Raw genomic sequence first — 21,796 nt, forward strand, 5'->3', positions numbered from 1 at the left:
GTTTTGAGAGCATTACGCGGTCAGGCGGGATGCGTCCTGCGCGATGACCAACTCTTCGTTGGTCGGGATCACCAGCGCCAGGCGGCTGCCGTCTTTGGTGATGGCGCCGGATTTGCCGAAGCGAGCGGCCATGTTGCGGTCGTGGTCGATTTCGAAGCCCAGCAGGCCCAGTTTGTTCAGGGTCAGCTCACGCACCATGCCGGCGTTCTCGCCGATGCCGCCGGTGAAGATCACCGCGTCCAGACGGCCTTCCATCAGCGCGCTGTATGCGCCGACGTATTTGGCCAGACGGTGGCAGAACACATCCATGGCGCGTTTGGCGTCGGCTTTGCTGTCGTAGTTGTCTTCAACGTAACGGCAGTCGCTGGTGACCTCGGTCAGGCCCAGCAGGCCGGATTCTTTGGTCAGCATCTTGTTGATCTGGTCAACGCTCATGCCCAGAGAATCGTGCAGGTGGAAGATGATAGCCGGATCGATGTCACCGCTGCGGGTGCCCATCACCAGGCCTTCCAGCGGGGTCAGGCCCATCGAGGTGTCAACGCACTGGCCGTTGCGCACTGCGGTAACGGAACCGCCGTTGCCCAGGTGGCAAGTGATCACGTTCACTTCTTCCACCGGCTTGTTCAGCATCTTCGCGGCTTCCTGAGTCACGTAGAAGTGGCTGGTGCCGTGCGCGCCGTAGCGGCGAACGCCGTGGTCGCGGTACAGGCTGTACGGCAGGGCGTACAGGTAAGATTCTTCCGGCATGGTCTGGTGGAACGCGGTGTCGAACACGGCAACGTTCTTGTCGGCCAGGTTAGGGAAGGATTTCAGCGCTTCCGCGATGCCGATCAGGTGAGCCGGGTTGTGCAGTGGTGCAAACGGCACGGAATCTTTGATACCCTGCAGAACTTCGTCGTTGATCACGGCGGAAGCGGTGAACTTCTCGCCGCCGTGCACGATGCGGTGGCCGATGGCGGTCAGCTGCGCGGAAAGCTCTGGTTTTTGTGCCAGAATAGTATTAACGATGAAGTTCAGCGCTTCGCTGTGTGCAGCGCCGGCCCCCAGGGCAGCTTCGTGTTTGGCGCCGTCCATTTTCCACTTGATGCGAGCTTCAGGCAGGTGGAAACACTCGGCCAAACCGGAGAGGAATTCGTCGCCGTTAACGGCATCGATGATGGCGAATTTCAGAGAAGAACTGCCGCAGTTAAGAACCAGTACTAGCTTACTCGACATGGAAGTACCTACTTAAATAGTCGTGTTGTTAAAAGAAAATCGAAAACACGTGGTGAATTAATCGTCAATCAGACAACAAGCGTAGCGCATAGTGCCGATGACATTTATGATTAACATCATGTGACGTGCACAAATCACAGGATGATGGAAAAACCGATGATTTCTCTGCGGTTTAAATAATCTTGATTTTTATAGGGCTAAAAGTTGACAAAGTTTGCGTCATCTTCTACCGGCCACAAGGCCGGCTTAGGATACCGATAGCCCGGTGTAAACACAAAATAAATTTAAAGCTTCAAATTTTTTAGTATGGTCTCTGGCAGCACGCTTTTAGTTTCTTTACGTGACGTTGAGGTACGCAATGACGAGCAAACCGTCCGGTTCCGTAAGCTGGTTTCAGGTCTTCCAGCGCGGGCAGCATTATATGAAAACCTGGCCGTCGGACAAACGTCTGGCACCGGTCTTTCCGGAGAACCGCGTTGCGCGTGCCACCCGTTTCGCTATCCGTTTCATGCCGCCGTTGGCGATTTTCACGCTGACCTGGCAGATTGCGCTCGGCGGCCAGCTCGGCCCGGCGATCGCCACCGCGCTGTTCGCCTGCAGCCTGCCGATGCAGGGGCTGTGGTGGCTGGGGTGTCGTTCGGTCACGCCGCTGCCGCCGACGCTGCTGCAATGGTTCCATGAGGTGCGCAACAAGCTGACGGAAGCCGGGCAGGCGGTGGCGCCGCTCGAAGGCACGCCGACCTATCAGACGTTGGCCGATCTGCTCAAGCGCGCTTTCAAGCAGCTGGACAAAACTTTCCTCGACGATCTGTAAATGAAAAAGGCCGCGTTGTGCGGCCTTTCTCGTCAAAGCGCCAATAACCCCGGTTTAAATCAAAGAACGGTCGAGTTGTGATTTCCTGCGTTCTTGCGCTGTGCGATGCTCCCGCCATCACACAGAAATGAGGAAATCCTGATGGAAATGACCAACGCCCAGCGGCTGATCCTGTCGAACCAGTACAAGATGATGACCCTGCTCGATCCGGACAACGGCGACCGTTATCGCCGGTTGCAAACCATCGTCGAACGCGGCTTCGGTTTGCAAATGCGCGAACTGGATCGCGACTTCGGCGAACTGAGTGAAGAGGTGTGCCGCACCATCATCAACGTGATGGAGATGCACCATGCGCTGCAGGTTTCCTGGGGCAACCTGAAAGAGAAGCAGGATCTGGACGAGCGCCGCCTGGCGTTTCTCGGCTTCGACGCCGCCACCGAGGCGCGCTACCTGAGCTACGTGCGTTTCCTGGTCAGCACCGAGGGGCGCTATACTCACTTCGATTCCGGCAGCCACGGTTTCAACGCCCAGACCAAAATGTGGGAAAAATACCAGCGCATGCTGGCGATCTGGTTGGCCTGTCCGCGCCAGTATCACTTGAGCGCCGTTGAGATAGCGCAAATCATCAATGCTTGATTAAGAAGAGGTTTTCTGTGGAGTGTAAGGGTTTTCTGTTCGATCTTGATGGCACCCTGGTGGATTCGCTGCCGGCGGTAGAGCGCGCCTGGACGCACTGGGCCGAACGCCGCGGCGTCAACCCGCAAGCGGTGCTGGACTTCATTCACGGTAAACAGGCCATTACTTCTCTGCGCCACTTTATGCCGGGCGAAAGCGAAGCGGAAATTCAGCGCGAGTTCGAGTTGCTGGAGCAGGTGGAAGCGCAGGATACCGACGGCGTTCGCGCGCTGCCGGGCGCCATCGCGCTGCTGGAGCGCCTGAACGCGCTCGGCATCCCTTGGGCGATCGTCACCTCCGGTTCGGTGCCGGTGGCCAGCGCTCGCCGCGAGGCCGGCGGTTTGCCGCAGCCGGAGGTGTTCATCACCGCCGAGCAGGTTAAACACGGTAAGCCACAGCCCGACGCCTATCTGCTGGGCGCCGAGCGCCTGGGGCTGGCGCCGCACGAGTGCGTGGTGGTTGAAGACGCGCCGGCCGGCATTCTCTCCGGCCTGGCCGCGGGCTGCCAGGTGATTGCGGTCAACGCGCCGGCGGATGCGCCGAAGCTGGATCAGGTCGACCTGCGGCTGGATTCGCTGGCGCAGATCGCCGTCGATAAAACGGCGCAGGGCGCGATCGTTCGCCGGCTGGCCTGAGCGGCATTATCTTCACCCTAATTGATTAGACCCCGCTTCGGCGGGGTTTTTTTATGCTATTTTTTAGACCCTTGGACATTTGCCGGATGAGGCCGTTTTGAACAGCGAATTACTGTGGGTGCTGAGTTTACTGCTGATTGCCATCGTGCTGTTTACCACCAACAAGCTGCGTATGGACGTGGTGGCGCTGTTGGTGATCATCGCCTTCGTGCTGAGCGGCACGCTCAGTCTGCAGGAGGCGACGGTCGGTTTCAGCGATCCCAACGTGATTTTGATCGCGGCGCTGTTCGTGATCGGCGAAGGGCTGGTGCGCACCGGCGTGGCCTATCAGGTGGGGGACTGGCTGGTGAAAGTGGCCGGCAGCAGCGAAACCAAAATGTTGATGCTGCTGATGGTGACGGTCGCCGGGCTGGGCGCGTTCATGAGCTCGACCGGCGTGGTGGCGATCTTTATCCCGGTGGTGCTCAGCGTGACGGCGAGAATGAAGATTGCGCCGGGGCGGCTGATGATGCCGCTCAGCTTCGCCGGGCTCATCAGCGGCATGATGACGCTGGTGGCCACGCCGCCCAACATGGTGGTCAACAGCGAACTGGTGCGTGAAGGCATCCATGGTTTCGGCTTCTTCAGCGTGACGCCCATCGGTCTGGCGGTGCTGGCGCTGGGCGTCGGTTACATGCTGATCGCTCGGCGTTGGCTGGGCAGCGGTGACACGGGCAAAGCCGGCGATGACTGGCAGCGCCGAACCTTCCGCGATTTGATCCGCGACTACAAGCTGACCGGCCGCGCGCGGCGGCTGGCTGTCCGCAGCGCTTCGCCGCTGATCGGGCGTTCGCTGGATGAGCTGCACCTGCGTGCGCGCTATGGCGCCAACGTGGTGGGCATTGAGCGCTGGAAACGCTTCCGGCGGGTGATGGTCAGCGCTTCCGGCAGCACCGAGCTGCGCGAGGGCGACGTCCTCTTGATCGACATGTCGGACAGCCAGGTCGATCTGCGCGAATTCTGCGGCGAGCAGCGGCTGGAGCCGATGGTGCTGCGCGGCGATTACTTCTCGGAACAGTCGCGCAACGTCGGCATGGCCGAAGTGTCGCTGATCCCGGACTCGGCGCTGCTGGGCAAAAGCCTGCGCGAAGCGGCGTTCCGCAGCCGCTACGATCTGAACGTGGTGGGCATCCGCCGCCACGGCGAGACGCTGGGCGGCAAGCTGGTGGACGAGCCGCTGGAGCTGGGCGACATCTTGCTGGTGATCGGCGACTGGAAGGCGATCCGTCAGCTGCAGGCCAAAACCCACGACTTTATCGTGCTCAATCTGCCGGCCGAAGTGGACGAAGTGGCGCCGGCGATCACGCAGGCGCCGCACGCGCTGTTTTGTCTGGCGCTGATGGTGGCGATGATGCTGACCGACGAAATCCCCAACCCGATCGCGGCTCTGATCGCCTGTCTGCTGATGGGCAAGTTCCGCTGTATTGATATGGAAAGCGCCTATAAATCGATCCATTGGCCGAGCATCATTTTGATCGTCGGCATGATGCCGTTCGCGCAGGCGCTGCAAAAGACCGGCGGGGTGGATCTGATCGTCAGCGGGCTGATGGACGTCGCCGGCGGTGCGGGGCCGCGCGTGATGCTGCTGTGCCTGTTCGTCTTGTGCGCCACCATCGGCCTGTTTATTTCCAACACCGCGACGGCGGTGCTGATGGCGCCGATCGCCATCGCCGCCGCGCGCGAAATGGGCGTTTCGCCATACCCGTTCGCGATGATTATCGCCATCGCCGCGTCCGCCGCCTTTATGACGCCGGTTTCTTCACCGGTCAATACGCTGGTGCTGGGGCCGGGCAATTACAAGTTCGGCGATTTCGTGCGTCTCGGCGTGCCGTTCACCCTGCTGGTGATGGCGGTCAGCGTGATTGTGGTGCCGTGGCTCTACGGCTTTTAACGGCGCAGCGAGGCTGCGCCGGCGGGGTTACAGCGAGCTGTCGAGGCTGATTTCGTCCAATGACAGGCTGAAGCTGGGGATGAACACGTCCATGAAGTAGTCCATTTCCGGGCTGCGGCGCTGTTCCAGGGTTTTATCCAGCCGCGCCTTGGCCAGGGTGAATTCGTTATTGCCGGCAGAGAGTTCCTCCAGGCATTTCAGGTAGGCGCACAGTGCGTCTGCCTGCTTCACTACCTGCTTTTCATCTTCGCTGTAGTAGTGCTCATCGAGAATGGTGCGGAAATCGTTGCGCAGCTCCGCGGGGATCATGTCCAGCAGCTTTTGCTGGGCGATCTTTTCGATCTTCTTGTATTCGTGGGCGATCTGCGGATTGTAGTACTTGATCGGCGTTGGCATGTCGCCAGTGATCACTTCGCTGGCGTCGTGGTACATCGCCAGCAGCGCAACGCGGTCGGCGTTGAGGTTGCCGTTGAATTTGCGGTTTTTGATCACCGCCAACGCGTGGGCGACAAAAGCCACCTGCAGACTGTGTTCGGAAACGTTCTCGGTACGCACGTTGCGCATCAGCGGCCAGCGGTTGATCAGTTTCAGGCGGGACAGATGGGCGAAGAAATGGCTCTGGCTCATGGTGCTCTCTTTAACGGCAAGTGAGGGCCCCATTGTGAAGCAGTGACGGCGAATTTTGCAACCGGGCAGTGAGAGAAGGGCGCAACAAGGCGCTGCGCCCCAGGCGATTACTGGTGGTAGCCTTCCAGGAAGCGGCCCAGCTTGCCGACAGCCATTTCCAGCTCGTCTACGCGCGGCAGGGTGACGATGCGCACGTGATCCGGATAAGGCCAGTTGAACGCGGTGCCCTGCACCAGCAGCACTTTTTCCTGCAGCAGCAGATCCAGCACCAGCTTCTGGTCGTCGTGGATGTTGAAGCGCTTGGCGTCGATGCGCGGGAACATGTACAGCGCGCCCTGCGGTTTTACGCAAGAGACGCCCGGAATGTCGTTGAGCAGCTCCCAGGTGCGGTTGCGCTGTTCGTACAGGCGGCCGCCGGGCTGAATGAACTCGCTGATGCTCTGATAACCGCCCAGCGCGGTCTGAATGGCGTGCTGCATCGGCACGTTGGCGCACAGGCGCATCGAAGCCAGCATCTCCAGCCCTTCGATATAGCCTTTGGCGTGCTTCTTCGGCCCGTTCAGCACCATCCAGCCCTGGCGGAAGCCCGCCACGCGGTAGGTTTTCGACAGGCCGTTGAAGGTGACGGTCAGCAAGTCCGGCGCCAGCGCGGCGATCGAATGGTGCTCGGCTTCGTCATACAGGATCTTGTCGTAGATCTCGTCGGCGAAGATGATCAGGTTGTGTTGACGGGCGATCTCGACGATCTGTTCCAGCAACGCTTTGCTGTAAACCGCGCCGGTCGGGTTGTTCGGGTTGATGATCACGATGCCGCGGGTGCGCGGGGTGATCTTGCTGATGATGTCGTCCAGATCCGGGAACCAGCCGGCCTGCTCATCGCACAGGTAGTGCACGGCCTTGCCGCCGGACAGCGATACCGCGGCGGTCCACAGCGGGTAGTCCGGCGCCGGCACCAGCATTTCGTCGCCGCTGTTGAGCAGCGCCTGCATGGATTGGACGATCAGTTCCGAGACGCCGTTGCCAATGTAGATATCCTCAACGGTCACGTCACGCATGTTGCGCGCCTGATAGTGCTGCATGATCGCTTTACGCGCCGAGAAGAGGCCCTTGGAGTCGGAATAGCCTTGCGCCGTGGGCAGATTGCGGATCACGTCGACCAGGATTTCGTCAGGGGCGTCGAAACCGAACGGGGCAGGGTTGCCGATGTTCAGTTTCAGGACTTTGTTGCCTTCTTCTTCAAGACGTTTAGCTTCTTTAAGCACCGGGCCGCGAATGTCATAGCAGACGTTGTCCAGTTTGCTGGATTTCTCAATGGGGGACATAAAAAGTTGAGCCTTTTGCTGGGATAGGGGCGCTCCTACCATGGGACGCCGCAACCCGCCCAATGTACTCCTGGCGTAGTTGCTTTTGAAGGGTTTTGCACGCCTTTGGTGCAAATGCATGTCGTAACGGGAGATTTTAGTTATGATAAGCAACGGTAAAGTTATTTTGTGGTTCATAATTTCATGAACTATAATTTTACTAGGGTTTTGTTCTGTAAAATCCCGCGTCGATAAACGCGACGTGCCGGCGATCGCGGCCGGCAGCAGTGAACTGATAAGCCGAAAGTGAGAATGGGCTTCAATAAACTGTAAAGGAACGATAATACCGGAGTTGTCTGATAGCGGGTTGTCGGTTAGCGCACCACACTAAGAAAATGGCATATTTACATTAGCTTTACTTTATATTTTAGCTTAAGCATTGTTTATGTGGTTATAGGATTATTATTTAAAGTAAAAATCTTACTGATTGAATTTATTAAATTCATTGAGTAGTAACATGAAGTCGGTAGCGTTAATTATTTATCTTTTTTGCTCTGTAATGCAGTCTGAACGCCGGTTGATAAGGGTTCTCAGTAGCACGAATGGAGTGGAAATTAGGCAGTATGAATGAGTAAAATCTCAGGTTCGGTGGGGGTTTTCCCTTTCTACCGATATTCAGCCCCCCGCGTTCTATAAGCACCATCGATAGATCGCATTTTAAAAAGCGATAGAGGTAACGAATCATAAGTAATTTTTTTGCCCTCCACTTATGAGTGGGGTACTGTCATAACAGGCTCCGTCCTTTTCAACGGCGTCTGAGAAACACACCAGGGTAGTAGTTCGTAAATTAGAATTTAAAAAAGTGAAGAATACACTATGACAACTGCAAATCGTCCGATACTTAATCTCGACCTCGATCTGCTAAGAACCTTTGTTGCGGTTGCTGATTTGAATACCTTCGCGGCGGCGGCCGTCGCCGTATGCCGTACTCAATCAGCCGTCAGTCAACAAATGCAGCGATTAGAGCAACTGGTCGGCAAAGAACTGTTTGCCCGCCATGGGCGCAACAAACTCCTGACTGAGCATGGTATTCAGCTTCTCGGTTATGCCAGGAAGATCCTGCGCTTTAACGACGAAGCCTGTACCTCGCTGATGTACAACAATATTAAAGGTGTTCTGACCATCGGCGCTTCCGACGACACCGCCGATACCATTCTGCCTTTCCTGCTGAACCGCGTGACCGCCATCTATCCGAAGCTGTCCATTGACGTGCGCGTAAAGCGCAGCACGACGATGGTCGATCTGCTGGAAGAGGGCGAGATCGATCTGGCGGTGACCACGGCCGATCCGGCCGGGCACCCGCACATCGTGCTGCGCACATCGCCGACGCTGTGGTACTGCGCCGCCGATTACCACTATCAGGCCGGCGAACCGATCCCGCTGGTGGTGATGGATGAGCCAAGCCCGTTCCGCGCGCTGGCGATCAAGCAGCTGGACGAAGCCGGTATCCCGTGGCGCATCGCCTACGTCGCCTCCACGCTGTCCGCGGTGCGGGCGGCCTGTAAGGCCGGCCTGGGCGTGACCGCGCGGCCGATCGAGATGATGAGCCCCGACCTGCGGGTGCTGGGGGCGGTGGAAGGTTTGCCGCCGCTGCCGGATACCCAGTATGCGCTGTGCAAAAACGCGCAGTGCAGCAACGAATTGGCGATGGCCATCTTCAGCGCAATGCAGGGCGGCAATGACAGCTATGGCTTCAACGGCGCGGAAGCCGGTCTCCAGGGCGATCAGGATGACGCCAGCCTGGTAGACGAAGAAGAATAACGCCGCGGCGTTAGATCTGATGAAAACCTCTGCTTCGGCGGAGGTTTTTTTTGTCCTTTTTTTGGCGATTTTTACTGTTATAGGGATTTAATGACGATTTTGTTATGAGTTGGCTGTTTTATTAACTTTTAAGCGTTACTGAAAAGAGAGTTTGGCCGGGTTTAAGACGCTGAGTGTGTTTTTTGAGCAATAAGATTGAATGGGTTAAAGGCATGGTAATAGCAGGGTTATTTTGTTAGCTTATAGCGGCCGTTTTTGCGGCTTAATTTGAGGAAAATTGTTAAAGGGCCACACTTTTTTTGAGGATTTATGCTGAAAACGTGTCCTGGATCAAAAAAATACCCCTAGGTAGTGAGTGGAAGAACAGGGAATTCCTGAGACAATGGTATAGTAAAACTGAAATGTGCACGTTGGTTTATATCTATCTGTTTCTACACAAAAATTAACTGACACGATTTAGCCAGCCCCTGGCGCATCAAATGTTAATCAAATGATACGTATGTAAACTAGTGTGTAGATACTTTTGTCAAAGTTGACAAAAGGTTATAGAAAGGAGTAAAAAGCCCACAGAAAAACGCTGCCTAACTCGCTGTAAAAGCAGTTTGTTTGTGTGGTTATTTATCCTTCCCTTAAATCGATGTGGCGCACTAACTGCCGGTGACAAGAGCAGCGCGATCGACGCCACTTTTGATGAGTAAGCATAGAGTATGTCAACAACCACTGAAGTTATCGCTCATCACTGGGCGCTCGCCGTATTTCTCGTCGTGGCTATCGGGCTCTGCGGCTTAATGCTGCTGGGTGCGTTCTTCTTGGGCGGGAGAGCCCGGGCGCGCGCCAAACACACCCCGTTTGAATCAGGCATCGACTCGGTCGGTACGGCGCGCATGCGCTTGTCCGCCAAGTTCTACCTGGTGGCCATGTTCTTCGTTATTTTCGACGTTGAAGCCTTATACCTGTACGCCTGGTCGGTCTCGGTTCGCGAGAGCGGTTGGGTAGGCTTTATCGAAGCCGCCATTTTCATTTTGGTGCTATTGGCCGGTCTGGTTTATCTGGTGCGCGTCGGCGCGTTGGATTGGACTCCGGCGCGTTCCCAACGCCGCAGCAAACCGAGCACGATCACTAACACCAACAGTCATCCGCAGTAACAGCGAGGCATTAAGATGGACTATACGCTCACCCGCATAGACCCGAACGGTGAGAACGACCGTTATCCCCTGCAAAAACAGGAGATCGTCGCCGATCCCCTGGAACAACAGGTCCACCGCACGGTTTACATGGGTAAACTCGAACATGCGCTGCATGACATGGTGAACTGGGGGCGTAAAAACTCTATTTGGCCGTATAACTTCGGCCTTTCGTGCTGTTACGTGGAGATGGTGACGTCGTTTACCGCCGTTCACGACGTGGCGCGTTTCGGTGCGGAAGTACTGCGCGCCTCCCCGCGTCAGGCTGACCTGATGGTGGTGGCCGGTACCTGTTTCACCAAGATGGCCCCGGTCATCCAGCGCCTGTACGAGCAGATGCTGGAGCCTAAGTGGGTGATCTCGATGGGCGCCTGCGCCAATTCCGGCGGCATGTACGACATCTATTCCGTGGTGCAGGGCGTGGACAAGTTCCTGCCGGTCGACGTGTACATTCCCGGCTGCCCGCCGCGTCCGGAAGCCTATATGCAAGCGCTGATGCTGCTGCAGGAGTCCATCGGCAAAGAACGTCGCCCGCTGTCGTGGGTTGTCGGCGATCAGGGCGTTTACCGCGCCAATATGCAGTCTGAAAGAGAGCGTAAACACGGCGAGCGCATCGCGGTGACCAACCTCCGGACGCCTGACGAGATTTAAGACGTTCATTTAACGTCCATCTTAGTGCGCTATTGGTTAACACAGCGAAAAGTGAAACTTGCGGCGAATAACCCTTTAGTGTGGTGAAAAAAAATTATGACAGATTTGACGACGCACGACGCCTTGCCTGCCTGGCAGACCCGAGATCACCTTGACGACCCGGTGATCGGCGAACTGCGCAACCGTTTTGGGCCGGAAGCCTTTACTGTTCAGGCCACCCGTACCGGCATGCCCGTGGTATGGGTTAAACCTGACCAGTTGCTGGAAGTAATGACGTTCCTGAGAAAACAGCCGAAGCCGTATGTCATGCTGTTCGATCTGCATGGCGTGGACGAACGTCTTCGCACCCACCGCGACGGCCTGCCCGCTGCGGATTTCTCCGTTTTCTACCATCTGATTTCCATCGAACGCAACCGCGACATCATGCTGAAGGTGGCGCTGTCTGAAAAAGACCTGCACGTGCCGACGGCGACCAAGGTGTTCCCGAACGCCAACTGGTACGAGCGCGAAACCTGGGAAATGTTCGGTATCACCTTCGACGGCCACCCGCACCTGTCGCGCATCATGATGCCGCAGACCTGGGAAGGGCACCCGCTGCGCAAGGACTACCCGGCGCGCGCCACCGAATTCGATCCTTTCGTGCTGACCAAGCAGAAAGAAGATCTGGAGATGGAAGCGCTGACCTTCAAGCCGGAAGACTGGGGCATGAAGCGCGGCACCGAGAACGAAGATTTCATGTTCCTCAACCTCGGCCCGAACCACCCGTCCGCGCACGGTGCGTTCCGCATCATTCTGCAGCTGGACGGCGAAGAGATCGTCGACTGCGTGCCGGATATCGGCTATCACCACCGCGGCGCCGAGAAGATGGGCGAGCGCCAATCCTGGCACAGCTACATTCCGTACACCGACCGTATCGAGTACCTCGGCGGCTGCGTGAACGAAATGCCTTACGTGCTGGCGGTCGAGAAGCTGGCCGGCATCAAGGTGCCGGAGCGCGTCGACACCATCCGCGTGATGCTGTCCGAGCTGTTCCGCATCAACAGCCACCTGCTGTACATCTCCACCTTCATTCAGGACGTCGGCGCGATGACCCCGGTGTTCTTCGCCTTTACCGACCGTCAGAAAATCTACGATCTGGTGGAAGCGATCACCGGTTTCCGTATGCACCCGGCCTGGTTCCGCATCGGCGGCGTCGCGCACGATCTGCCGCGCGGCTGGGATCGCCTGCTGCGTGAATTCCTCGACTGGATGCCGAAGCGTCTGGACTCCTACGTGAAAGCGGCGCTGAAGAACAGCATCCTGAAAGGCCGTTCCATCGGCGTAGCGTCTTACAACGCCAAAGAAGCGCTGGAGTGGGGCGTGACCGGCGCCGGCCTGCGCGCCACTGGCGTCGAGTTCGACGTGCGTAAATGGCGTCCGTACTCCGGCTACGAGAACTTCGACTTCGAAGTGCCGGTCGGCGACGGCACCAGCGACTGCTACACCCGCGTGATGCTGAAGGTGGAAGAGCTGCGCCAGAGCCTGCGCATCCTCGAACAGTGCCTGAACAACATGCCGGAAGGCCCGTTCAAGGCCGATCACCCGCTGACCACGCCGCCGCCGAAAGAGCGCACGCTGCAGCACATTGAAACGCTGATCACCCACTTCCTGCAGGTTTCCTGGGGCCCGGTGATGCCAGCCAACGAATCATTCCAGATGATTGAAGCCACCAAAGGGATCAACAGCTACTACCTGACCAGCGACGGCAGCACCATGAGCTACCGCACCCGGGTACGTACGCCGAGCTTTGCGCACCTGCAGCAGATCCCATCGGTCATCCGTGGCAGCCTGGTTTCCGACCTGATCGTCTATCTGGGTAGTATCGATTTTGTTATGTCAGATGTGGACCGCTAATTATGCACTCTCAAAAAGACAATCACGCAGTCAATGATGCGCTCGAGCCCATCAACGCAGCCGCTCCTCAGAGCGGCGTTGATGCATTTGTACTGAGTGCGGAAGAACGTGATGCGATCGAGCACGAAAAGCATCATTACGAGGATCCGCGCGCCGCTTCCATCGAAGCACTGAAAATTGTGCAGAAGCAGCGCGGCTGGGTTCCGGACGGTGCGATTTACGCCATCGCGGAAGTGCTGGGCATCCCCGCCAGCGACGTAGAAGGCGTGGCCACGTTCTACAGCCAGATTTTCCGTCAGCCGGTAGGACGTCACGTGATCCGTTATTGTGACAGCGTTGTTTGTCACATCACCGGTTACCAGGGCATTCAGGCCGCTATCGAGAAGAAGCTGAACATCAAGCCGGGTCAAACCACTTTTGATGGCCGCTTCACGCTGCTGCCGACCTGCTGTCTGGGCAACTGCGATAAAGGGCCGACCATGATGATTGACGACGACACTCACAGTCAGCTGAAGCCTGAAGATATCGAGACGCTACTGGAGCAGTATCAATGACCAAGCACATTGTACGCACTCCCGAAACGCATCCGCTGACCTGGCGGCTGCGTGATGACAAGCAGCCGCTGTGGCTGGACGAATACCGCAGCAAAAACGGCTATGCCGGCGCGGAAAAGGCCCTCAAAGGCCTGGCACCGGACGAGATCGTCAACCTGGTGAAAGACTCCGGGCTGAAGGGCCGCGGCGGCGCGGGCTTCTCCACCGGTTTGAAGTGGAGCCTGATGCCGAAGGACGAATCCATGAACATCCGTTACCTGCTGTGTAACGCCGATGAAATGGAGCCGGGCACCTATAAAGACCGCCTGCTGATGGAGCAGCTGCCGCACCTGCTGGTGGAAGGCATGCTGATCTCCGCCTTCGCGCTGAAAGCCTACCGCGGCTATATCTTCCTGCGCGGTGAGTACATCGAAGCGGCGGCGCATCTGCGTCGCGCCATCGCGGAAGCCACCGAAGCCGGCTATCTGGGCAAAAACATTCTCGGCACCGGATTTGATTTCGAGCTGATCGTGCACACCGGCGCCGGCCGTTACATCTGCGGCGAAGAAACCGCGCTGATCAACTCGCTGGAAGGCCGCCGCGCCAACCCGCGCTCCAAGCCGCCATTCCCGGCCAGCGCCGGCGTGTGGGGCAAGCCGACCTGCGTCAACAACGTCGAAACGCTGTGCAACGTGCCGGCCATTTTGGCGAACGGCGTGGAGTGGTACACCGGCATCTCCGGCAGTGAGGACAAAGGCACCAAGCTGATGGGCTTCTCCGGCCGGGTGAAAAATCCGGGCGTTTGGGAGCTGCCGTTCGGCACCACCGCGCGCGAGATCCTGGAAGACTACGCCGGCGGCATGCGCGACGGTCTGCGCTTCAAAGCCTGGCAGCCAGGCGGCGCGGGGACTGACTTCCTGACCGCCGATCATCTCGATCTGCCGATGGAATACGGTGCGATCGGCAAAGCCGGCAGCCGTCTCGGCACCGCGCTGGCGATGGCGGTAGACCACGAGATTGGCATGGTGCCGCTGGTGCGTAACCTGGAAGAGTTCTTCGCCCGCGAGTCCTGCGGCTGGTGTACGCCATGCCGCGACGGCCTGCCGTGGAGCGTGAAGATCCTGCGTGCGTTGGAAAACGGCGAAGGGCAGCCGGGGGATATCGAAACCCTCGAACAGCTGTGCCGTTCCCTCGGCCCGGGCAAAACCTTCTGCGCCCACGCGCCAGGTGCCGTAGAGCCACTGCAAAGCGCGATTAAATATTTCCGTGAAGAGTTCGAGGCGGGCATCGCCGTGCAGCACTTCAGCAACGCCCATGCGATTGGCGGCATTCAGCCGAACAATCTGCTGAAGCAGCGCTGGTAAGCCGACTCGCCCGAACACGGCCAGAATTTTTGATTAACGCCTGCCGCAAGGCAGGCCACTTGGAAGCATGCTGACTATGGCTACGATTCATGTAGACGGCAAAGAGTATGAGGTAGACGGAGCGGACAACCTGCTGCAGGCTTGTCTTTCCCTCGGCCTTGATATTCCTTACTTTTGCTGGCATCCGGCGCTGGGAAGCGTCGGCGCTTGCCGCCAATGTGCGGTAAAGCAATACCAAAACGCGGAAGATACGCGCGGCCGTTTGGTGATGTCCTGTATGACCCCGGCATCCGATGGCACCTTCATCTCCATCGATGACGGCGAAGCGAAGCAGTTCCGTGAAAGCGTGGTCGAGTGGTTGATGACCAACCACCCGCACGATTGCCCGGTCTGTGAAGAAGGCGGTAACTGTCACCTGCAGGATATGACGGTAATGACCGGCCACAGCTTCCGCCGCTACCGCTTCACCAAGCGCACCCACAACAACCAGGAGCTGGGGCCGTTTATCTCGCACGAGATGAACCGCTGTATCGCCTGCTACCGCTGCGTGCGTTACTACAAAGACTATGCGGACGGCACCGACTTCGGCGTGTACGGTGCGCACGATAACGTCTACTTCGGTCGCCCGGAAAGCGGCACGCTGGAAAGCGAGTTCTCCGGCAACCTGGTGGAAGTGTGCCCGACCGGCGTATTCACCGACAAAACGCACTCCGAGCGCTACAACCGTAAATGGGACATGCAGTTCGCGCCGAGCATTTGCCAGCAGTGCAGCATCGGCTGTAATACCAGCCCGGGCGAGCGCTATGGCGAGCTGCGCCGTATCGAAAACCGTTACAACGGCAGCGTGAACCACTACTTCCTGTGCGACCGCGGCCGCTTCGGTTACGGCTACGTCAACCAGAAAGATCGTCCGCGTCAACCGCAGCAGCTGCGCGGCGATGACTGGATCACCCTGAACGCCGAGCAGGCGATGCAGGGCGCGGCGGACATCCTGCGTCAGGCGAAGAAAACCATCGGCATCGGCTCCCCGCGCGCCAGCCTGGAAAGCAACTTCGCACTGCGCGAGCTGGTCGGCGCCGAGAACTACTACACCGGTATCGCTCAGGCGGAGCAATCACGCCTGGCGCTGATGCTGAACGTGCTGAAAAACGGCGGCGTCCATACACCGGCGCTGCGTGAGATCGAAGATTACGACGCGGTGCTGGTGCTGGGCGAAGACCTGACGCAAACCGGTGCGCGTATCGCGCTGTCCGTGCGCCAGGCCGTCAAGGGCAAAGCCCGCGCGATGGCGGCGGCGCAACGCGTGGCCGACTGGCAGATCGCGGCGGTGCAGAACATCGGTCAGCACGCCAAGTACCCGCTGTTCACCACCAACGTCGACAACACCCGCCTGGACGACATCGCCGCCTGGAACTACCGCGCGCCGGTGGAAGAGCAGGCGCGCTTCGGCTTCGCCATCGCTCACGCGCTGGACAGCGCGGCGCCGGCGGTGAACGATCTGGCTGAAGGCCTGAACAAGAAAGTCGATATCATCGTGCAGGCGCTGACCGGCGCACGCAAACCGCTGATTATTACCGGCAGCAACGCCGGCAGCGAAGCCATCATCGAAGCGGCGGCCAACATTGCCAAAGCGTTGAAGGGCCGCGGTTCCGATGTCGGCATCACCTTCGTGGCGGGCGCAGCCAACAGCATGGGCCTGGCGATGATCGGCGGCGGTTCGCTCGATCAGGCGCTGGAACAGCTGGCGAGCGGCGCAGCCGATACCGCTATCGTGATGGAAAACGATCTCTATCGTCATGCGCCGGCGGCGCAGGTGGACGCGGCGCTGGCCAAGGTTAATAACCTGATCGTCGCCGACCACCAGCGCACCGCGATCATGGACAAAGCCAACCTGATCCTCTCCTCGGCCAGCTTCGCCGAGAGCGACGGTACGCTGATCAACCAGGAAGGCCGCGCGCAGCGCTTCTTCCAGGTATACGATCCGGCCTACTACGACGACGCCAAGAAGAATCAGTTCACCGTGATGCTGGAAAGCTGGCGCTGGATGCACTCGCTGCACTCCACCTACACCAGCCGCCACGTGGACTGGACCCAGCTCGATGACGTGATCGCCGCTTGCGTCGCCGCGTTGCCGCAGCTGCAGGGCATCGTCGACGCCGCGCCGGACGCGACTTTCCGCATTCGCGGTCAGAAGCTGGCGCGTTCGCCGCACCGCTCCAGCGGCCGTACCGCCATGCGCGCCAACATCAGCGTGCATGAGCCGCGTCAGCCGCAGGATAAAGACACCATGTTCGCCTTCTCGATGGAAGGGAACAACAGCCCGCTGGCCGATCGTCAGCAGATCCCGTTCGCCTGGGCGCCAGGCTGGAACTCACCGCAGGCATGGAACAAGTTCCAGGCCGAAGTGGGCGGCAAACTGCGCCACGGCGATCCGGGCGTGCGCCTGATCGAAGCGGGGGAGGGCAGCCTCGGTTACTTCGACCGCGTGCCTGCCGCGTTCAATCCGAACGACGGCTGGCGTGTCGCGCCGTACTACCACCTGTTCGGCAGCGACGAAATGTCGCAGCGCTCTCACGTGATCCAGCAGCGCATGCCGGAAGCCTACGTGATGGTCAACCCGGCCGACGCGGCGACGCTTGGCGTCAACGCGGGCAGCCTGGTGGAGTTCAGCTGTGCGGGCCAGACCCTGCGTCTGCCGGTGCGTCTGAGTGAAACCCTGACCCAGGGCCAGGTTGGTTTGCCGCTCGGCTTGCCAGGGATCCCGCCGATCTTGGTGGGTGCTAAGGTAGACAATCTGCGGGAGGCGGCACGATGAGCTGGTTTACCCCTGAGGTGATCGACATTCTGATCGCCATTCTTAAAGCGGTCGTGATCCTGTTGGTGGTCGTGGCGTGCGGGGCATTCATGAGCTTTGGCGAACGCCGCCTGCTCGGCCTGTTCCAGAACCGCTACGGACCGAACCGCGTAGGCTGGGGCGGCTCGCTGCAGCTGGTCGCCGACATGATCAAAATGTTCTTCAAGGAAGACTGGGTGCCGAGATTCTCCGACCGGGTGATCTTCACCCTGGCGCCGATGATCGCCTTTACTTCCCTGTTGCTGGCATTTGCCATCGTGCCGGTCAGCCCGACCTGGGCGGTGTCCGATCTCAACATCGGTATTCTGTTCTTCCTGATGATGGCCGGCCTGGCGGTGTACGCCGTGCTGTTCGCCGGATGGTCGAGCAACAACAAATACTCGCTGTTGGGCGCGATGCGCGCCTCCGCGCAAACCCTGAGCTACGAAGTGTTCATCGGTCTGTCGCTGATGGGCGTGGTGATGCAGGCGGATTCGTTCAACATGCAGGCCATCGTTGAATCCCAGGCGCACGTCTGGAACGTCATTCCGCAGTTCTTCGGCTTCGTGACCTTCGCGATCGCCGGCGTGGCGGTGTGTCACCGTCACCCGTTTGACCAGCCGGAAGCCGAGCAGGAACTGGCCGACGGTTACCACATCGAATATTCCGGCATGAAGTTCGGTCTGTTCTTCGTGGGGGAATACATCGGTATCGTCACCGTGTCCGCCCTGATTGTGACGTTGTTCTTCGGCGGCTGGCAGGGTCCGTTCCTGCCGCCATTCATCTGGTTCGCGTTGAAAACGGCCTTCTTCATGATGATGTTCATCCTGATCCGTGCCGCGCTGCCGCGTCCGCGTTATGACCAGGTGATGTCCTTCGGCTGGAAAGTGTGCCTGCCGCTGACGCTGCTGAACCTGCTGGCAACCGCCGCGGTCATTTTGTACAACGCTCAATAAGGGGTGAATAAACCATGACATTGAAAGAGTTAGTGGTTGGTTTCGGCACCCAGGTGCGCAGCATTTGGATGATTGGCATGCATGCCTTCGCCAAGCGCGAAACCCAGATGTATCCGGAAGAACCGGTTTACCTGCCGCCGCGCTACCGCGGCCGCATTGTGCTGACGCGCGATCCGGACGGCGAAGAGCGCTGCGTCGCCTGTAACCTGTGTGCGGTTGCCTGCCCGGTCGGCTGTATCTCGCTGCAAAAAGCGGAGCAGAAAGACGGCCGTTGGTATCCGGAGTTCTTCCGCATCAACTTCTCGCGCTGCATTTTCTGTGGCCTGTGCGAAGAGGCTTGCCCGACCACCGCTATCCAGCTGACGCCGGATTTCGAACTGGGTGAGTACAAGCGTCAGGATCTGGTGTACGAAAAAGAAGATCTGTTGATCTCGGGGCCGGGTAAATATCCGGAATATAACTTCTACCGGATGGCCGGTATGGCGATTGACGGCAAAGCCAAAGGCGAAGCCGAAAACGAAGCCAAACCGATCGACGTCAAAGGTCTGTTGCCCTAAGGAGCCAGCAAGCATGGAAATTGCATTTTACCTGGCAGGTTTGATTGCGGTGGCCGCGACGATTCGCGTGATCACCCATACCAACCCTGTGCATGCGCTGCTGTATCTGATCGTTTCGTTATTGGCGATCTCGGCAGTCTTCTTCTCGCTCGGCGCCTACTTTGCCGCAGCGTTGGAAATCATCGTCTATGCGGGCGCCATCATGGTGCTGTTCGTGTTCGTGGTGATGATGCTGAACCTCGGCAACGTGCAGCAGCAAGAGCGCGACTGGATGAAGCCGTCGGTGTGGATCGGGCCTGGCCTGCTGTCGCTGGCGCTGCTGGTGGTATTGATCGTCGCGATCCGCAGCGTATCCGACCAGGGTATCAGCGGCGAGATGGTCGACGCGAAGGCGGTGGGCATCAGCCTGTTCGGGCCTTACGTACTGGCGGTTGAGCTGGCTTCAATGCTGCTGTTGGCGGGTCTGGTTGTCGCCTTCCATATCGGCCGCGAGCACAAGCCTGGCGAGGTGCTGAGCAACGCGCCGGCGAGTGGAGAAATGGCGAGAAGAAAATCGGAGGAGCAAGCATGATCCCTCTTCAACACGGCCTGATCCTGGCGGCTATCCTGTTTGTGCTCGGGCTGACCGGGCTGCTGGTGCGCCGCAACCTGCTGTTTATGCTGATCAGCCTGGAAGTGATGATCAACGCTGCGGCGTTGGCGTTTATCGTGGCGGGAAGCTACTGGGGCCAGGCGGACGGGCAGGTGATGTACATCCTGGCGATCAGCCTGGCGGCAGCCGAGGCCAGTATCGGCCTGGCGCTGCTGCTGCAGCTCTACCGTCGTCGTCATACCCTGAATATTGATACTGTCAGTGAGATGCGCGGATGAACCTATTATATTTAACAATTCTGCTACCGCTGATCGGGTTCCTGCTGTTGGCATTTTCCCGCGGTCGTTGGTCTGAGAACACGGCGGCTACCGTCGGCGTGGGCTCTATCGGCCTGGCTGCGCTGGTCACGGTGTATGTGGCGATGGATTTCTTCGCCCAGAAAGCCGCCGGCGTGCAGCTGTTTGAGCAAAGCCTGTGGACCTGGATGGCCGTCGGCAACTTCAATATCGGCGTGACCCTGGTGCTGGACGGCCTGTCGCTGACCATGCTGTCGGTGGTCACCGGCGTCGGCTTCTTCATCCACATGTTCGCCTCCTGGTACATGCGCGGTGAAGAGGGCTACTCGCGCTTCTTCGCTTACACCAACCTGTTTATCGCCAGCATGGTGGTCTTGGTGCTGGCGGACAACCTGCTGCTGATGTATCTGGGTTGGGAAGGCGTGGGCCTGTGCAGCTACCTGTTGATCGGCTTCTACTACAAAGATCCGGCCAACGGCGCGGCGGCGATGAAAGCCTTCATCGTGACCCGCGTGGGCGACGTGTTCCTGGCGTTTGCGCTGTTCATCCTCTACAACGAGCTGGGCACGCTGAACATCCGCGAGCTGATGATCCTGGCACCGCAGAAACTGGCGGTGGGCGATACGGCCATCACCTGGGCGACCCTGATGCTGCTGGGCGGCGCGGTCGGTAAATCGGCGCAGCTGCCGTTGCAAACCTGGTTGGCGGACGCGATGGCGGGCCCAACCCCGGTTTCCGCACTGATCCACGCGGCGACCATGGTGACCGCGGGCGTCTATCTGATCGCCCGTACGCACGGCCTGTTCCTGATGGCGCCGGAAGTGCTGCACCTGGTGGGCATCGTCGGTGCGGTCACTCTGCTGCTGGCCGGCTTCGCCGCGCTGGTGCAGACCGACATCAAGCGCGTGCTCGCTTACTCCACCATGAGCCAGATCGGTTACATGTTCCTGGCGCTGGGCGTGCAGGCATGGGACGCGGCGATCTTCCACCTGATGACCCACGCGTTCTTCAAGGCGCTGCTGTTCCTGTCGTCCGGTTCGGTGATCCTGGCTTGCCACCACGAGCAAAACATCTTCAAGATGGGCGGCCTGCGCAAGAGCATCCCGCTGGTGTACGTCTGCTTCCTGGTGGGTGGCGCGGCGCTGTCTGCGTTGCCGCTGGTCACGGCCGGCTTCTTCAGTAAGGACGAGATCCTGGCGGGCGCGATGGCCAACGGCCACATCAACCTGATGGTGGCCGGCCTGGTCGGCGCATTCATGACCTCGCTGTACACCTTCCGTATGATTTTCATCGTGTTCCACGGCGAAGAGAAAATCAAAGCGCATGCCGGTAAAGGCATCACTCACCACCTGCCGCTGTTGGTTCTGCTGGTGCTGTCTACCTTCGTCGGCGCGATGATCGTGCCGCCGTTGCAGGGCGTGCTGCCGGAGACGACCGAGCTGGCGCACGGCAGCGTGCTGACGCTGGAAATCACCTCCGGCGTGGTGGCTATCGTCGGCATTCTGCTGGCGGCCGCGCTGTGGCTGGGCAAACGCAGCCTGGTCAACAGCATCGCCAACAGCGCGCCGGGGCGTTTCTTCTCGACCTGGTGGTTCCATGCCTGGGGCTTCGACTGGCTGTATGACAAAGTGTTCGTCAAGCCGTACTTGGGCATTGCGAAGCTGCTGCAGCGCGATCCGCTGAACTCGCTGATGAACCTGCCGGCCGTCTTCTCCCGCTGGGGGAACCGCGGTCTGACGGTGAGCGAGAACGGTCAGGTGCGTTGGTATATAGCGTCTATGGGTGTGGGTGCAGTGGTCGTATTGGCTCTGTTGATTTTGGTTTAATTGAATAATTTAAACAGACGCATTTTTCGGGCGTAGCGCCGGGCAGGCGCTACGTACAAAGTTTGAAATTATTCGTATAAGGGACACAAAACG

Annotated in this window: 19 protein-coding genes; 16 read left to right on the forward strand and 3 right to left on the reverse strand. The window is 58.8% G+C overall.

The window, feature by feature from the left end:
* Positions 1-12 precede the first annotated feature (12 nt).
* The gene (ackA, locus tag ACJ8HN_RS00930; RefSeq protein ID WP_025303669.1) at positions 13-1,215 is read right to left on the reverse strand and encodes an acetate kinase; all 1,203 of its coding nucleotides are present in this window, start codon (positions 1,213-1,215) and stop codon (positions 13-15) included.
* 358 nt (positions 1,216-1,573) lie between these two features.
* On the opposite strand from ackA, the gene yfbV reads away from it, so the two are divergent.
* The 4 genes from yfbV to ACJ8HN_RS00950 all read left to right on the forward strand — a co-directional run bounded on the left by yfbV (position 1,574) and on the right by ACJ8HN_RS00950 (position 5,269).
* Entirely contained in the window at positions 1,574-2,029 is a 456-nt protein-coding gene (gene yfbV, locus ACJ8HN_RS00935; RefSeq protein ID WP_442522937.1) for a terminus macrodomain insulation protein YfbV, read from the forward strand.
* Between the two features lie 141 nt (positions 2,030-2,170).
* Complete coding sequence (locus ACJ8HN_RS00940; protein ID WP_016926898.1) at positions 2,171-2,665, forward strand: YfbU family protein; 495 nt, start codon at positions 2,171-2,173, stop codon at positions 2,663-2,665.
* Between the two features lie 17 nt (positions 2,666-2,682).
* Positions 2,683-3,339 (forward strand): sugar phosphatase, encoded by a 657-nt coding sequence (locus ACJ8HN_RS00945; RefSeq protein ID WP_442522938.1) that lies wholly within the window; start codon positions 2,683-2,685, stop codon positions 3,337-3,339.
* Between the two features lie 79 nt (positions 3,340-3,418).
* On the forward strand, positions 3,419-5,269 hold the full coding sequence (locus ACJ8HN_RS00950; protein ID WP_071883829.1) for an SLC13 family permease: 1,851 nt from the start codon (positions 3,419-3,421) through the stop codon (positions 5,267-5,269).
* A gap of 27 nt (positions 5,270-5,296) precedes the next feature.
* On the opposite strand, the gene yfbR is transcribed toward ACJ8HN_RS00950, so the two are convergent.
* The gene (gene yfbR, locus ACJ8HN_RS00955) at positions 5,297-5,896 is read right to left on the reverse strand and encodes a 5'-deoxynucleotidase (protein ID WP_025303666.1); all 600 of its coding nucleotides are present in this window, start codon (positions 5,894-5,896) and stop codon (positions 5,297-5,299) included.
* A 107-nt stretch (positions 5,897-6,003) separates the two neighbouring features.
* A complete protein-coding gene (locus ACJ8HN_RS00960) occupies positions 6,004-7,218 on the reverse strand; it encodes a pyridoxal phosphate-dependent aminotransferase (RefSeq protein ID WP_004936047.1) in 1,215 nt (404 codons plus the stop codon).
* Between the two features lie 855 nt (positions 7,219-8,073).
* Between ACJ8HN_RS00960 and lrhA the strand changes: the two genes are divergently transcribed.
* The 12 genes from lrhA (at position 8,074) to nuoL (ending at position 21,703) form a co-directional block, all read left to right on the forward strand.
* Positions 8,074-9,018, forward strand: a complete 945-nt coding sequence (lrhA, locus tag ACJ8HN_RS00965; RefSeq protein WP_033648047.1) for a transcriptional regulator LrhA — start codon at positions 8,074-8,076, stop codon at positions 9,016-9,018.
* A 707-nt stretch (positions 9,019-9,725) separates the two neighbouring features.
* Positions 9,726-10,163, forward strand: a complete 438-nt coding sequence (nuoA, locus tag ACJ8HN_RS00970) for an NADH-quinone oxidoreductase subunit NuoA (RefSeq protein WP_033648046.1) — start codon at positions 9,726-9,728, stop codon at positions 10,161-10,163.
* A gap of 15 nt (positions 10,164-10,178) precedes the next feature.
* A complete protein-coding gene (locus ACJ8HN_RS00975) occupies positions 10,179-10,853 on the forward strand; it encodes a NuoB/complex I 20 kDa subunit family protein (protein WP_004936039.1) in 675 nt (224 codons plus the stop codon).
* A gap of 96 nt (positions 10,854-10,949) precedes the next feature.
* Entirely contained in the window at positions 10,950-12,746 is a 1,797-nt protein-coding gene (gene nuoC, locus ACJ8HN_RS00980; RefSeq protein WP_004936036.1) for an NADH-quinone oxidoreductase subunit C/D, read from the forward strand.
* A 2-nt stretch (positions 12,747-12,748) separates the two neighbouring features.
* On the forward strand, positions 12,749-13,300 hold the full coding sequence (gene nuoE, locus ACJ8HN_RS00985) for an NADH-quinone oxidoreductase subunit NuoE (RefSeq protein WP_033635327.1): 552 nt from the start codon (positions 12,749-12,751) through the stop codon (positions 13,298-13,300).
* On the forward strand, positions 13,297-14,643 hold the full coding sequence (nuoF, locus tag ACJ8HN_RS00990; protein ID WP_033653762.1) for an NADH-quinone oxidoreductase subunit NuoF: 1,347 nt from the start codon (positions 13,297-13,299) through the stop codon (positions 14,641-14,643). Before nuoE ends, nuoF begins: the two co-directional genes overlap by 4 nt.
* 76 nt (positions 14,644-14,719) lie before the next feature.
* Entirely contained in the window at positions 14,720-17,458 is a 2,739-nt protein-coding gene (nuoG, locus tag ACJ8HN_RS00995; protein WP_080432011.1) for an NADH-quinone oxidoreductase subunit NuoG, read from the forward strand.
* Positions 17,455-18,432 (forward strand): NADH-quinone oxidoreductase subunit NuoH, encoded by a 978-nt coding sequence (nuoH, locus tag ACJ8HN_RS01000; RefSeq protein ID WP_004936022.1) that lies wholly within the window; start codon positions 17,455-17,457, stop codon positions 18,430-18,432. Before nuoG ends, nuoH begins: the two co-directional genes overlap by 4 nt.
* A 14-nt stretch (positions 18,433-18,446) precedes the next feature.
* Complete coding sequence (gene nuoI / locus ACJ8HN_RS01005) at positions 18,447-18,989, forward strand: NADH-quinone oxidoreductase subunit NuoI (protein WP_025160170.1); 543 nt, start codon at positions 18,447-18,449, stop codon at positions 18,987-18,989.
* Positions 18,990-19,002: 13 nt separating this feature from the next.
* The gene (gene nuoJ / locus ACJ8HN_RS01010; protein WP_442522939.1) at positions 19,003-19,560 is read left to right on the forward strand and encodes an NADH-quinone oxidoreductase subunit J; all 558 of its coding nucleotides are present in this window, start codon (positions 19,003-19,005) and stop codon (positions 19,558-19,560) included.
* A complete protein-coding gene (gene nuoK / locus ACJ8HN_RS01015) occupies positions 19,557-19,859 on the forward strand; it encodes an NADH-quinone oxidoreductase subunit NuoK (RefSeq protein ID WP_004936014.1) in 303 nt (100 codons plus the stop codon). Before nuoJ ends, nuoK begins: the two co-directional genes overlap by 4 nt.
* On the forward strand, positions 19,856-21,703 hold the full coding sequence (gene nuoL, locus ACJ8HN_RS01020) for an NADH-quinone oxidoreductase subunit L (RefSeq protein WP_015378577.1): 1,848 nt from the start codon (positions 19,856-19,858) through the stop codon (positions 21,701-21,703). Before nuoK ends, nuoL begins: the two co-directional genes overlap by 4 nt.
* The last annotated feature ends 93 nt before the right edge of the window (positions 21,704-21,796 follow it).

This window comes from Serratia sp. CY29653 (assembly GCF_052169255.1).
GTDB classification, from domain to species: Bacteria; Pseudomonadota; Gammaproteobacteria; order Enterobacterales; family Enterobacteriaceae; genus Serratia; species Serratia sarumanii.